The sequence below is a fragment of the Lacibacterium aquatile genome, assembly GCF_042683105.1.
In the GTDB taxonomy this organism is placed as follows: Bacteria; Pseudomonadota; Alphaproteobacteria; order Elsterales; family Elsteraceae; genus Lacibacterium; species Lacibacterium aquatile.
This window is the reverse complement of the sequence record NZ_JBHUIP010000012.1, coordinates 1-13959: the sequence shown is the minus strand read 5'-3', so window position 1 is coordinate 13959 and position 13959 is coordinate 1. Positions and strand designations below refer to the sequence as shown.

Here is a 13959-nt window from a genome sequence, read left to right as displayed (position 1 = left end):
GATCATGCTGCTGACTGACACGCAAGAGTTGATCCGCGATACCGCCCGCGCCTTCGCGGCGGAGCAGCTTGCCCCCCATGCTGCCGAGTGGGATCGGACACACCGCTTTCCGCGAGAGGCCCTGAAAGCCATGGGAGAGTTGGGTTTTTTGGGGATGCTGGTGCCGGAAGAGTGGGGCGGTGCCGGGGTCGATCATGTGGCATACGCCCTGGCAATCGAAGAGATCGCCGTTGGTGACGGGGCGACGTCCACGATCATGTCTGTGCATAATTCGGTCGCTTGCATGCCGATACTGAAGTTCGGTACCGAAGAACAGAAGCAACAGTTTCTTAAGCCTTTGGCATCGGGCGAGGCCTTGGGTGCCTTCTGCCTGACCGAGCCGCAGGCAGGTTCCGATGCCGCCGCTCTTAAGACGAAGGCTGCGCGCTATGGCGATCACTTTATCCTGAACGGCACCAAGCAGTTTATCACCAACGGCAAGAATGGGCAGATCGCCATCGTCTTCGCCGTGACCGATCCGGCGGCGGGCAAGAAGGGCATCAGCGCTTTCATCGTCCCGACCGATACCCCCGGCTGGCAGGTCGCGCGGCTGGAAGACAAGCTGGGGCAGCGCTGTTCGGACACCGCGCAGATCGTGCTGGAGGACTGCCGGGTACCCGCTGCGAACATGCTGGGAGCCGAGGGCGAGGGCTATAAGGTCGCGCTGGCCAATCTAGAAGGCGGGCGCATCGGCATCGCGGCCCAGTCGGTCGGCATGGCGCGCGCGGCCTTCGAGGCGGCGGTGGCCTATGCCAAGGAGCGCACCGCGTTTGGCAAGCCGATCATGGAGCAGCAGGCGGTGAGCTTCCGCCTTGCCGATTGCGCGACCCAGATTGCGGCAGCGCGGGGCCTCGTTCTTCAGGCTGCCGCTTTGCGCGATGCGGGCAAGCCCTGCCTGACCGAGGCCGCGATGGCCAAGCTCTTTGCCTCCGAAATGGCGGAGAAGGTCTGTTCGGCCGCGATCCAGACCTTCGGTGGCTATGGCTACGTCAATGATTTCCCGGTCGAGCGCATCTATCGCGATGTGCGGGTGACCCAGATCTATGAAGGTACCAGCGATATTCAGCGCCTCGTGATCGCCAGGAGCTTTGCCTGATGCCGATGCTGCCGCTTGCAACGAGCTATGAAGATCTGACGCGGAATTTCCGTTGGCAGATCCCGGCGCGTTACAATATGGCGGCCCATTGCCTGAAGAATGAAGGTCTGGCGCTGATCGAAGTCGCGTCGGATGGATCGACCACGGACTTCTCCTATTCCGATCTGGGGCGGCTGTCGGCGCGGCTGGCCAATGTGCTGGCGGCGGCGGGACTGACGGTCGGCGACCGGCTGGGGATCCTGCTGAGCCAGGGCAGCCCTTGTGCGGTCTCGCATCTCGCGGCCTATCGCAGCGGGCTGATCGCCCTGCCGCTCTTTGGCCTGTTCGGACCGGAAGCGCTGGAATATCGCCTCGCCGATAGCGGCGCCTCGGCGGTGGTGACCGACATGGCGGGCCTTGTGAAGCTGGAGGAAATCCGCGGCCGCCTTCCAGCGCTCAAAGCCGTGTTTGTCGTCGGGTTGGGCAAGGATATCGACAACGCCACGCGCGACTACGACAGCACGCTGGCCGAAGCGTCGGATTTTCACACGATCCTCGATACCGCGGCGGATGATCCGGCGGTGATCATCTATACCTCCGGCACGACCGGCCAGCCCAAGGGCGCCTTGCATGCCCAGCGGGTGCTGCTCGGTCATCTACCAGGCGTGGAGATGCCGCATCACTTCTTCCCCCAGGTGGGCGACCGCTTCTGGACCCCGGCGGATTGGGCTTGGATCGGCGGGCTGTTCGACGTGCTTATGCCCGCCCTGGCTTCGGGCGTGCCGCTGATTGCCCAGCGCATGGCGAAATTTGAACCGGACCGCGCCTTCGATCTGATCGAGCGGTTCCAGGTTAAGAACCTTTTCCTGCCACCGACGGCCTTGAAGCTGATGCGGCAGTCGAGTGGTATGGCGCGAAACATCCGCACGGTGGCAAGCGGTGGAGAGAGCCTGGGTGCCGAGTTGCTGGACTGGGGCCGGGCCACCTTCGGCAAGACCATCAATGAATTCTACGGCCAGACGGAATGCAATCTGGTGGTCGGCAATGATGCGGAGCTGTTTCCCGTGGTTCCCGGCGCCATGGGCCGCGCGATCCCCGGCCATACGGTCGCGGTGATCGATGGCGAGGGCAGGGAAGTTGCCGATGGCGAACCGGGCCTGATCGCCATCCGTCGCCCGGACCCCGTGATGTTCCTGGGCTATTGGGGCAAGCCGGAGGCGACCGCGCAGAAGTTCATTGGCGACTGGCTGGTGACCGGCGATCAGGGTTGGCGGGACGAGGCAGGCTATCTGCACTTCCAGGGGCGCGACGACGATATCATCACGTCCGGCGGCTATCGCATCGGCCCGGCGGAGATCGAGGATTGCCTGCTGAAGCACCCTGCCGTTGCCATGTGCGCGGTGGTCGGCAAGCCCGATCCGATCCGCACGGAGATCGTGAAGGCCTTTGTCGTCCTGAAGCCCGGCGCGCAGGCCTTGGCGCCAGAACTTCAGGATTTTGTCAAAACCCGCCTCGCGGCCCATGAATATCCCCGCGAGGTCGAGTTTCTGGACAACCTTCCCATGACCGCGACCGGCAAGATCATCCGGCGCGAGCTGCGGGGGCGCTGATGTTGCTACGCTTTCCTCAGCCAGTTGACCGTCGCACCGACCGCTTCCTGCAGGCGCGCGGCTTCGTCCGACAGGCGGCTGGCGGCGGCAAGCACGGTGCCGGACGCTTCCTCATTATCGCTCGCCCCCTGATTGACGCCGACCATGTGGCGGGCGACTTCGCGCGATCCGGCCGCCGCTTCAGCCACCGCGCGGGCAATCTCGGTCGTCGCGGCCGACTGCTGAGCCACCGCATCGGCAATGGCCGAGGCCGTGGTATCGAGTTTCGCGATGCTGGCCGCCACCCCTTCGATCGCCGTCGCGGCATTGTCGGTTTCTTCCTGGATACCCCGGATACGCGCAGCGATCTCCTCGGTCGCGTTGGCGGTCTGACCGGCCAGGTTTTTGACTTCCGAGGCGACGACGGCAAAGCCCTTGCCCGCTTCGCCAGCCCGCGCGGCCTCAATCGTAGCGTTCAGCGCCAGCAGATTGGTCTGGGCGGCGATGTCGGCGATCAGATCCAACACAGTCCCCACGGCCGAGGCCGCTTCGGTCAGGCGATGCATCGTCTCGCCCGCCTTGGTCGCTTCGCCGACGGCTTCGCGGGCAAGGGTTGCGGCTTCGATGGTACGGCTGTCGATTTCGCCGACGCTGGCGGTCAGTTCCTCGGCCGCCGCAGCGGCGGTTTCGACATTAACGCTGGTCTCCTCGGTCGCGGCGGCAACGGAGGTCGCGCGGCTGGAGGTCTGGCGGGCGATATCGCTCATGGTCCGGCTGGTGGCCGTCAGATCCTGGCTTTCGCCGGAAACGGCCTGCGCCAATTGACCGAGGTCGGCTTCGAGATTATCGGCCAATTCCCGCAAGGTGGCGACGCGTGTGGCTTCGGCCTGGGTCCGCAAGCTCTCCTGTTCGGCCCGCAGCTCGGCGACGGCCAGGGCATTGGTGCGGAAGACGGTGAGGGCGGAGGACATGGCGCCGATCTCGTCGGCCCGGTTTTCGGTGACCAGCTGAAACTCCAGATCGCCGCCCGCCAGCCGATGCATATCCGCCGTGATCCGGCGCAGGGGGCGGGAGATGTCGCGGGCCAGATAGACAGTCCCGCCCAGGGTCAGCAGAGCCAGGATCAGCACCGCGATCTGCGTGCCGCCTGCGCCGATGCTGACGGTGCGATGCAGGGGAGCCTCGATGGCGCGGCTGGCCTTGTCGATGGCGAGCACGGCCTGGTCGGCGGGCAGCTTGGCGGCGGCGGCCAGATCCCGGCAGCCCTGGATGGCGGCCTCGGTCCCGATGGCCTTCATGGCAAGGCTTTCGACCCAGGTATTGAGGTCGGTGCAGGCGGCGGCCGACCCGGCGACGACCTTCAACGGCGCGTCGATGCCCCGGCCCTCGGCCATGGCGAGGCGCATATCGCCCAGAGCACGCAGCGTGTCGGCATGCAGCTTTTCATAGCGCGTCGCCTTTTCCAGCTCGTAGACGCCGACGCTGGCCGTCAAGGCGAGGGTGGCGACGGCAATCATAATCGCCGCCAGTTTCTGCGGTATCGTCATCGGAACTCGGCTCCTGAAGCTGGGCAATATGAAATGAAGGAGGGCGCGTCATGACCAAAGGCGGACCGGTCGAGTTCTTTTTCGACTTCTCCTCGCCCTATAGTTTCCTGGCGAGCCATCGGATCGATGGCATCGCGCAGAAGCATGGACGCAGCGTCATCTGGCGCCCGATCTTGCTGGGTGTGGTCTTCAAGGAAGTCGGCATGGTGCCGAACGCCCAACAGGACCGGAAATGGCCCTATTGCGAGCGCGACCTGAAGCGGTTCGCGCGCTTGCATAATGTGCCGTTCGTCCTGCCCGAGCCCTTCCCCTTCTCCGGGCTGCAGGCATCGCGCGCCTTCTATTGGATCGAGGCCGAGGATCCGGCCAAGGCCCGGGTCTTTGCCCATGCGATCTTCGATGCGGCTTTCACCCAGGGGCGCGACGTGTCGCTGCCCGGCACGGTGGCGGCGATTGCGCAGGAGAAGCTGGGCATCGCGCCGGATCAGTTGCTGGCGGCGATTGCCGACGAAAACATCAAGGAACGGCTGCGTATCGAAACCGAAACCGCCTCGGCCAAGGGCGTGTTCGGCGCCCCCTTCTTCCTGGTCGATGGCGAGCCCTTCTGGGGCAACGACCGCGTGGCCGAAGTTGACGCCTGGTTGCAATCCGGCGGCTGGTAAGAAAGACGAGACCCCCATGACCATTATCCGCAGCGCCCTCGATCCGCGATCCGACCTGTTCCAAGCCAATGCAGGCGCCATGCGCTCGCTCGTCGAAGATCTGAAAGCCCATGTGGCCAAGATCGCCGACGGCGGCGGGGAGGCAGCCCGCGAGAAGCACGTGAAGCGCGGCAAGCTTCTGCCCCGCGACCGTATCCGCACTTTGCTCGACGTCGGCTCGCCGTTCCTTGAGCTAAGTCAATTGGCGGCGACAAATATGTATGAGAATGCCGTCCCGGCGGGGGGCATCATCACCGGCATCGGCCGGGTCGCCGGGCGCGAGGTCATGGTGGTGGCCAATGACGCCACCGTGAAGGGCGGCACCTATTATCCGATCACGGTGAAGAAGCATCTGCGCGCGCAGGAGATCGCCCGCCAGAACCGCCTGCCGTGCCTCTATCTGGTCGATAGCGGTGGCGCAAACCTGCCGAACCAGGACGAGGTCTTTCCGGACCGTGACCATTTCGGCCGCATCTTCTTCAATCAGGCGAGCATGTCCGCCCTGGGCATTCCCCAGATCGCGGTGGTCATGGGCTCCTGCACGGCTGGTGGCGCCTATGTGCCTGCCATGTCGGATGAAAGCATCATCGTCAAAGGGCAGGGGACGATCTTCCTAGGCGGCCCGCCCCTGGTCAAGGCTGCGACCGGTGAAGTGGTGACAGCCGAGGATCTGGGCGGCGCCGATGTCCATACCCGCACCTCGGGCGTCGCCGATCATTACGCCGTCAGCGACGCCCATGCCCTGGGGATTGCCCGCAAGATCGTCGGCAATCTCAACCGGGTGAAGCGCCACGAGTTGGATATCCGCGAACCGCGCCCGCCGCTCTATGATCCGAGCGAACTTTACGGCGTGGTGAATGCCGACCTGAAGAAACCCTACGATGTGCGCGAGGTGATCGCCCGCATCGTCGACGGATCGGAACTGGACGAGTTCAAGGCGAACTACGGAACGACGCTCGTCACGGGTTTCGCCCATATCTTCGGCTATCCGGTGGGCATCGTTGCCAACAACGGCATCCTGTTTTCCGAGAGCGCGCTGAAGGGCGCCCATTTCATCGAACTCTGCAATCAGCGCGGCATTCCGCTGGTCTTCCTGCAGAATATCACCGGCTTCATGGTGGGCCGGAAGTATGAGAGCGGCGGCATCGCCAAGGATGGTGCCAAGATGGTGACGGCCGTTTCCTGCGCTACCGTGCCGAAATTCACCGTGGTCATCGGCAACAGCTTTGGTGCCGGGAACTATGGCATGTGCGGCCGGGCGTTCGATCCGCGGTTCCTTTGGATGTGGCCGAACTCGCGCATCTCCGTCATGGGCGGCGAACAGGCGGCGGGCGTGCTGGGCACGGTGCGCCGCGACGGTATCGAAGCCAAGGGCGGCAGCTGGAGCGCGGAAGATGAGGAGGCTTTCAAGGCCCCGATCCGCGCGCAGTACGAAGAACAGGGCCATCCCTATTATTCCTCGGCCCGCCTGTGGGACGACGGGATCATCGATCCGGCCGACACGCGCATGGTGCTCGGGCTCGCCCTGTCGGCCACGCTGAATGCGCCGGTCGAGCCGGTGAAATACGGCGTCTTCCGGATGTGAGGCCAGAGATGAAGTCCATTCGTCATTCCTCTCCGCCGTCATCCCGGGACTTGATCCCGGGATCTCCTCCGGGGGCGTTTCAACGATGGCCCGGCAGGATTGGACAATCTCCCGGAGGAGATCCCGTGGTCGAGCCACGGGATGACGAGTTTTTTTGGGCGAGGACCGCGTCATGACCGACACTCTTCTTTATAGCGTCACCGACGGTGTGGCCCGGCTGACCCTCAATCGGCCGGAAATCCACAATGCCTTTGACGATCAACTGATTGTCAAACTGACGGAAACCATCGAGACGGCGGCTGCCGATCCCGCCGTGCGCGTCATCGTCCTGGCAGGCGAGGGGGCGAGCTTTTCGGCGGGCGGCGATCTCAACTGGATGCGCCGGATGGCGGGTTATTCCCACGCGGAGAATCTCGCCGACGCCCGCGCGCTCGCCAAGCTGATGGCCACCCTCGACCAGTGCCCCAAGCCGACTATCGCCCGCGTGCATGGATCGGCCTTCGCCGGTGGCCTTGGGCTGGTCGCCTGCTGTGATATCGCGATTGCGGTGCCTGAAGCCCTGTTCGCGGTGACCGAGGTGCGCCTGGGCCTGATGCCCGCCGTCATCTCACCCTATCTCATCCGGGCCATGGGCGCGCGGGAGGCGCGGCGCTGGTTCCTGACGGCAGGGCGCTTCGATGCCACCGAGGCACTGCGCATCGGCCTTGTTCATGCCGTGGTCCCGGCCGATAAGCTGGATGAAGCCGTCGCGGCAGAGATCAAGGCGCTGAAGGCGGGCGGACCGGAAGCGCTGGCGGCAGCCAAGGATCTGATTGCGCTCGCCTCTCGCCCTCTGGATGCAGCTCTGATAGACGAGACGGCACAACGCATCGCGGTCCGGCGGGCGAGCGCGGAGGGAAAAGACGGCGTGTCCGCCTTCCTCGAAAAGCGCAAGCCCGGCTGGGTCGCTTAAAAAAGGAAGCCCGCCGTCATGAGCCGTGTCGCCCCCGAACACCTCCGCCGTTGGATCGCCGATTGCCATCTGCCGCTGCTGCGCGGCCGGTTGGCAGATCGCAAACACGGGGGATTCTTCGAGCGGCTGAAGCCCGACGGCTGGCCCGATGATGTCGGCACCAAGCGCACGGTGGTCGAGACGCGGCAGCTTTATAGTCATGCCATGGGCATGGAGAGCGACCTCGCCCCGAACGACGGCCCGGCGCGTCACGCCTTGCAGTTCATCATCACCCGGTCGCGCGATCAGGAAAACGGCGGTTTCTATTTCTCGGTCCAGGATGACGGCACGCCCGCCGACAGTGACAAGCCCGCCTATACCCAGGCCTTTGCCCTGTTCGCCCTGGCCTATGCCCACCGGGTGCTGCATGTGGATTGGGCGCTGGATGTCGCCGACGATCTGATCGGGTTGATGGACGAGAAGATGGCGCACCCTGCTGGGGGCTATCATTCACTCGTCACCCGCGACTGGCAGGTGAAGCCGGATTTCCTGCGCCAGAATCCGCATATGCATCTGCTGGAAGCCTATATGGCCCTGCATGAAGCCGATCCGCGTCCGCACTATCGCGCCCATGCCGAAATGGTGATGGGCCTCTTCAAGACCAAGTTCTTCCAGGAAGACACCCACACCCTCGTCGAATATTTCGACCAGGACTGGAAGCCCGATGCTGAGCAGGGCCACCGGATCGAGCCCGGCCATCATTTCGAATGGGTCTGGCTGCTGCACCGCTATGCCAAGCTGTTCGACGATAAGAGCGTGCTGCCCTATGCCGAAAAGCTGTTCGACTTCGGCATTCAGCATGGCGTCGATAAGACCTTCGGCGGCGCCTACGACGAAGTGAACCAGCAGGGCGAGATTTTGCTCTCGACCAAGCGGGCCTGGGTGCAGACCGAATATACCAAGGCCTGGGTTGCCCGGATCGAGGATGGCGTTGGGGATGAGGATGCCAACCGCGCCGGTCTCGCCAAGTCGCTGGAGACGATGTTCACCTATTACCTGATGCCCGATGGGCGCTGGCGCGAACATCTCGCGAAAGATCTTCTGACTATCACCAATGACCGCATGCCCGGTTCGACCAGCTACCACGTGTTGCTGGCCTTGGCCGAGGCGTTGCGCGTTCTAAAATAAGAAAACCCCGGGGAGGGGAGCCATCGTGAACCGTCGCATCGCCACTCTGCTGATCGCCAATCGCGGCGAGATTGCCTGCCGCGTCATCCGTACCGCCAGGCAGCTCGGAATCAGGACCGTCGCGGTCTATTCCGATGCCGATGCGAAGGCGGCCCATGTGGCGATGGCGGATGTGGCGGTTCGCCTTGGCCCAGCCCCTGCCCGGGAAAGTTACCTCAAGGGTGATGCGATCATCCAGGCCGCCAAGGATACCGGCGCCGATGCGATCCACCCCGGCTATGGTTTCCTGTCGGAAAATGCCGATTTCGCCGATGCCTGCGCCAAGGCCGGGATCATCTTCGTCGGCCCGCCCGCCTCGGCCATCCGCGCCATGGGGTCGAAGTCGGCCGCCAAAAGCCTGATGGAGAAAGCCACCGTCCCCCTGGTTCCTGGCTATCACGGGGAAGATCAGGATGCGGCGCTGTTGCAGAAAGAAGCCGACCGCATCGGCTATCCGGTGCTGATCAAGGCCTCGGCCGGCGGCGGCGGCAAAGGCATGAAGGTGGTGCAGTCCGCCGCCGATTTCCCTGAACAACTGGCCTCTGCCCAGCGTGAAGCCCAGGCTTCCTTCGGCGATGCCAAGGTGCTGGTGGAAAAATACCTCACCCGCCCGCGCCACATCGAAGTCCAGGTCTTCGCGGATACGCAGGGCGAGTGCGTCTATCTCTTCGAGCGGGATTGTTCGATTCAGCGCCGCCATCAGAAGGTGGTGGAGGAGGCGCCTGCTCCCGGAATGACTCTCGAGCGTCGTGCCGCGATGGGCAAGGCCGCTTGTGATGCTGCCCGCGCGGTTGGCTACGTCGGTGCCGGGACCGTTGAGTTCATCGCCGAAGGCGACGGTTTCTATTTCATGGAGATGAATACCCGCCTCCAGGTCGAACACCCGGTGACCGAAGCCATCACCGGCCAGGATCTGGTCGAATGGCAGATCCGGGTGGCCGAGGGCGCATCCCTGCCGTTGACCCAGGAGCAATTGACCCTGACGGGTCATGCGATCGAAGTCCGCCTCTATGCCGAAGATCCGCAGAAGGAATTCCTGCCCCAGACCGGGCGTCTGGCCCATTTGCGTCTGCCCGAAGGCCTGCCCGGCGTGCGCGTCGATAGCGGCGTTCGAACCGGCGACAGCGTCTCGATCCACTACGATCCGATGATCGCCAAGGTGATCGCGGAAGGCGCCACCCGCGATGAAGCGATCCGCCGTCTGTCGGCGGCCCTTGGGGCAACGGAGGTCGTCGGCCTCAATACCAACCGCACCTTCCTGAAAGCCATCATCGATCATCCCGCCTTTGCGGATGCCGATCTCGATACCGGCTTCATTGAGCGTTATCGCGCCGACCTGCTGCCCGCCCCGCAGGCTGCCGACGATCTGATGCTGGGACTTGCCGCCCTGGCCCTGCTGGAGCAGGCCCGGGCCGAAGCGTCCGACCATTTCGCCGGAACCAGCGATCCCCATAGCCCCTGGGCGCAGACCACCGGCTGGCGCCTTAACCGCGATGCCTTCAACGATCTCCATCTGATGGATGGCGAGCACCCCTTGACCGTGCGGGCGCATTTTGTTGGCGGCGACATGTCGCTCGATCTGCCGCGCGGTCGCACGCCGGTCTTCGGAACCTTGCAGGCCGATGGTCGATTGGCGGCACAGATCGGCGACCGCAGCGTCACTGCTCATGCTTTCCGCGAGGGGGCCTCCCTGACGGTGCAGGCCGATGGGCGCCAGCATCGCTTCACGGTGATCGACCCCCGCGACAATAGCGGCGTCGAAACAGGCGGTGGCGGCAAGCTGACCGCCCCCATGCCGGGCAAGGTCGTCGCCGTGAAGGTGGAGGCCGGGCAAAGCGTGAAGAAAGGGCAGCCGCTGATGGTGGTCGAGGCCATGAAGATGGAGCATACGATTGCCGCCCCGCGTGACGGTGTCGTCCAGACGATCCGCTTCTCCGCCGGGGATCTGGTGGACGATGGCGCCGAGCTTCTGACCCTCGAAGCGCTGGAGGGTTGAGCCATGGCGCTGCCGAAGTTCGTCAAGATCGTCGAAGTCGGCCCCCGCGACGGGCTGCAGAACGAAAAAACCATCGTGTCGGCGGCGGTCAAGGTCGCCTTGATCGACGGTCTCGCCGCCACGGGTCTACGGACGGTGGAAAGCGGGGCGTTCGTGTCGCCCAAATGGGTCCCGCAGATGGCGGATACCGCCGAGGTGCTGGCCGGAATCAAGCCGCGACCGGGCGTCGCCTATCCGGTGCTGGTGCCGAACCTCAAAGGGTTTGAGGGGGCCTTGGCCTCGGGAGCCAAGGAGATCGCTGTTTTCGGCGCGGCTTCCGAAGCCTTCAGCCAGAAGAACATCAACTGCTCCATCGCCGAAAGCCTGGAGCGTTTCGCGCCGGTGATCGAGGCGGCCAAAAGCCACGGCATCAAGGTGCGCGGCTATGTCTCCTGCGTGCTGGGCTGCCCTTATCAGGGGGATGTGCCGGTGTCCGAGGTCGTGCGGGTCTCCCAGGCCCTGGCGGATATGGGCTGCTATGAGGTGTCGCTCGGGGATACAATCGGTGTCGGCACACCGGGCAAGGCGCGGACGATGGCCTCGGCGGTGGCGGATGCCATCGGTCTGGAGCGAACGGCGATCCATTTCCACGATACCTACGGTCAGGCGCTTGCCAATATCCTCGCCTGCCTGGAGATCGGTGTTTCGACCCTCGACAGCGCTGTTGCCGGTCTGGGCGGCTGCCCCTACGCCAAGGGGGCCAGCGGTAATGTGGCGACCGAGGATGTCGTCTATATGCTGAATGGCCTGGGCGTGGAGACCGGGGTGAATCTTGACCTGCTGGCAGCGGTCGGCCGGGTCATCTCTGAGGCACTGGACCGTCCACCTGCCTCCAAGGTCGCGCTTGCCATGGCAGCGAAGCTGGCCGATCTGGGGTAACGCGGTAAGCTCGTAAAGCCTGCAATTGCAAATTCGCCCAGGCGGGAGGATAGTTTTCTTCGAGGCTCGAACAGAGCGGGGGAGAAGATGACCAGGTCCTGGCGTCTGGCGGCGATCCTGTTTTTGTGTCTGAGTGGCCCGGCGCTGGCATTGGATATTGTCTCCGGTCCCGGCTACGCGCCCTTTGCCGATCCCCATTTGCCCGAAGGTGGCATGCTGACCGATGTGGTCCGTAAGGCCTATGCCGGTGCTGGGGTTGAGGCGACGATCACTTTCCTGCCCTGGAAGCGCGCCTATAGCGAGGCGGCAGAGGGACGTTACACCGCAACTTTCCCCTATGTGCTGACCGATGAGAGGGCGCGGGATTTTCTGTTCTCCGATCCGCTTTATGTCGTCAAACGCCGGGTATATCTCAGCGCTGCCACCGGGGTGATCTACCGCGATCTTGCTGATTTAAAGGGGCGCAAAGGCTGCATGGAGATCGGCAGCACGCTGCCAAATGAGGTCGAGGCTATGATCCAACGCGGCGAGATCTCGGCCGAGCGTCCGGCTGACCTGCAGAGTTGCGCCCGCATGCTGGCCGCCGGGCGGGCGGATTTCTTCATCATCAACGAACTGGCCGCCAACGACTTCATCCGTAAATCCGGGGTGCCGAAGGGATCGATCCGGATTGTGGAGAAGCCCTATGGCGAAACCGGCCAGCATCTGCTGATCTCCCGTCGCTTGCCGGGGGCGGAGCAGGCGCTGGCGGATTTCAATGCCGCTCTTGCCCGACTTAAGGCCAGCGGCGACTACGACCGGATCGTCGAGCGTCATCTCGCGCAATAAGGCACGTCTATAACAGACAGTTATCGAGTGCTCCCGTTGACGGCGCCCGTGGGGTCTTCTACATCCTGAGGCGCAATGTTGAACATCATCCGCCTCTGTGTCGGCTGCGAGTCGATTGAAGACGTCCAGCAATGGCAATGCGACCCCGCGCGCGACTTGCCTGCGCCCTGGTCCGAGCATGTCTATACGCTGACGACCATGTATCCTAAGCGGGCGGATGAGCTGCTGGACGGCGGTTCGCTCTATTGGATCATCAAGGGCCGCATCGCCTTCCGGCAGCGCTTTGTCCATATCGACCGGGTGTCGTCGGAGGACGGCGGTCAGCGCACGCGCTTCATCCTGCGCCGCGAATGGATCGAAACCGTGCCGACCTTCGCGCGTCCGTTTCAGGGCTGGCGATATTTTGAACCGGAACGGGCACCGGCGGATCTCAACCGCGTTGAAGGGACGGGGGATGTTCTCCCGGCCGAGATGGCTGCCGAGCTGAAGGCGCTGGGCCTAATCTGACCCTATAAGGAAGTACCCCCTATGCGGATCGCGCTGGTTCTCAATGCAGATAGCGGGACGATCCGCGGTCTCGAACCGATATCCCTTGCCCAGGAACTGGTGCAGATCATCGTCACCAGTGGTGACGATGTGGAGGTCGAGCTGTTCCTGTCCTCCCGCGACACCATCGCCATCGATCTACTGCGGGCCTTCGGCTCCGGCGCCGAGCGGGTGCTTGTTGGTGGGGGAGACGGTACCATCCGTTCGGCCGCCGAACAGGCGATCCATACCGGCGTGCCTCTGGGTGTGTTGCCGCTCGGGACCATGAACCTCTTTGCCAAGTCGCTCTCGATCCCGCTCGATTGGAAAGAGGCTGCCAGGGCTTTGGCTGTTGGCCCCACACTTAAGGTGGATGGCGCGACCCTCAATGGGCGTCTCTTCCTCTGCCAGTCGGTCATGGGGCTGCTGCCGCGCCTCTCCCGCCATCGTGAGGCGATCCGGGGAACTGGGGCTCCCTATCGCTGGTGGCTCTATATAAAGGCGATGGCGTCGGTGATGGCGCGCTCGCGGCGCCTGAAGTTCGAACTGCAGTCGGACTACGGTCGCCGCCGGGTCAAGGCCCTGACGCTTGCCGTCTCGAACAACCTCTATAAGGAAGAGCCCGGCGCCTTCCTGTCGCGCGCCTCCCTGACGGATGGTGTGCTGGGTCTCTATATAGCCAAGCATCGTCACTGGTGGTGGCTGGCCGTGCTGACGGTTCAGATGATGTTCGGGCGCTGGGATGCGGACAATGCGTTCGAGCGGGTGGCGGTGCGGGATCTCTCTATCGGTCCGGCCGGGCGTCGCTTCCTGGTGGCAACCGATGGCGAGGTCGAACGGATGACGGCGCCGCTGCGCTTCGCGATTCTGCCGAAAGCCTTGCCGGTGGTGGTTCCAGAGCAGTCGGATAAGAAAATGCAGATTGTTGATAAATAGCAGTTGACCCTATCTGCGTCGCGGCCTATAACCCCGCTCACGCCGCGACGACGTGGTGCTGA

Annotated in this window: 12 protein-coding genes; 11 read left to right on the top strand and 1 reads right to left on the bottom strand. The window is 63.9% G+C overall.

The window, feature by feature from the left end; all coding sequences use genetic code 11:
- The first annotated feature begins 4 nt into the window (after positions 1-4).
- Together ACFSM5_RS11530 and ACFSM5_RS11525 are read left to right on the top strand one after the other, a co-directional pair.
- Positions 5-1135 carry an acyl-CoA dehydrogenase family protein gene (locus ACFSM5_RS11530; protein WP_379876538.1) on the top strand — a complete coding sequence of 377 codons (1131 nt, stop codon included), beginning with the start codon at positions 5-7 and terminating at the stop codon, positions 1133-1135.
- A 5-nt stretch (positions 1136-1140) separates the two neighbouring features.
- Positions 1141-2724 (top strand): acyl-CoA synthetase, encoded by a 1584-nt coding sequence (locus ACFSM5_RS11525; protein ID WP_379877295.1) that lies wholly within the window; start codon positions 1141-1143, stop codon positions 2722-2724.
- A 5-nt stretch (positions 2725-2729) separates the two neighbouring features.
- On the opposite strand, the gene ACFSM5_RS11520 is transcribed toward ACFSM5_RS11525, so the two are convergent.
- Positions 2730-4250, bottom strand: coding sequence for a methyl-accepting chemotaxis protein (locus ACFSM5_RS11520; protein WP_379876537.1), 1521 nt, complete (start codon positions 4248-4250; stop codon positions 2730-2732).
- A gap of 50 nt (positions 4251-4300) precedes the next feature.
- Between ACFSM5_RS11520 and ACFSM5_RS11515 the strand changes: the two genes are divergently transcribed.
- From ACFSM5_RS11515 to ACFSM5_RS11475, 9 genes are all read left to right on the top strand, one after another.
- On the top strand, positions 4301-4912 hold the full coding sequence (locus ACFSM5_RS11515) for a 2-hydroxychromene-2-carboxylate isomerase (protein ID WP_379876536.1): 612 nt from the start codon (positions 4301-4303) through the stop codon (positions 4910-4912).
- Positions 4913-4928: 16 nt separating this feature from the next.
- Positions 4929-6536 (top strand): carboxyl transferase domain-containing protein, encoded by a 1608-nt coding sequence (locus tag ACFSM5_RS11510; protein WP_379876535.1) that lies wholly within the window; start codon positions 4929-4931, stop codon positions 6534-6536.
- Between the two features lie 172 nt (positions 6537-6708).
- Positions 6709-7488: an enoyl-CoA hydratase/isomerase family protein gene (locus tag ACFSM5_RS11505; protein WP_379876534.1), complete on the top strand. Its 780-nt coding sequence runs from the start codon at positions 6709-6711 to the stop codon at positions 7486-7488.
- Positions 7489-7506: 18 nt separating this feature from the next.
- Positions 7507-8655 carry an AGE family epimerase/isomerase gene (locus tag ACFSM5_RS11500; RefSeq protein WP_379876533.1) on the top strand — a complete coding sequence of 383 codons (1149 nt, stop codon included), beginning with the start codon at positions 7507-7509 and terminating at the stop codon, positions 8653-8655.
- A gap of 25 nt (positions 8656-8680) precedes the next feature.
- The gene (locus ACFSM5_RS11495; protein ID WP_379876532.1) at positions 8681-10690 is read left to right on the top strand and encodes an acetyl/propionyl/methylcrotonyl-CoA carboxylase subunit alpha; all 2010 of its coding nucleotides are present in this window, start codon (positions 8681-8683) and stop codon (positions 10688-10690) included.
- A gap of 3 nt (positions 10691-10693) precedes the next feature.
- Positions 10694-11608 carry a hydroxymethylglutaryl-CoA lyase gene (locus ACFSM5_RS11490; protein ID WP_379876531.1) on the top strand — a complete coding sequence of 305 codons (915 nt, stop codon included), beginning with the start codon at positions 10694-10696 and terminating at the stop codon, positions 11606-11608.
- An 87-nt stretch (positions 11609-11695) separates the two neighbouring features.
- On the top strand, positions 11696-12436 hold the full coding sequence (locus ACFSM5_RS11485; protein WP_379876530.1) for a substrate-binding periplasmic protein: 741 nt from the start codon (positions 11696-11698) through the stop codon (positions 12434-12436).
- A 75-nt stretch (positions 12437-12511) separates the two neighbouring features.
- Entirely contained in the window at positions 12512-12943 is a 432-nt protein-coding gene (locus ACFSM5_RS11480; protein ID WP_379876529.1) for a DUF1489 family protein, read from the top strand.
- A 21-nt stretch (positions 12944-12964) separates the two neighbouring features.
- Complete coding sequence (locus ACFSM5_RS11475) at positions 12965-13897, top strand: diacylglycerol/lipid kinase family protein (RefSeq protein WP_379876528.1); 933 nt, start codon at positions 12965-12967, stop codon at positions 13895-13897.
- Positions 13898-13959 lie beyond the last annotated feature (62 nt).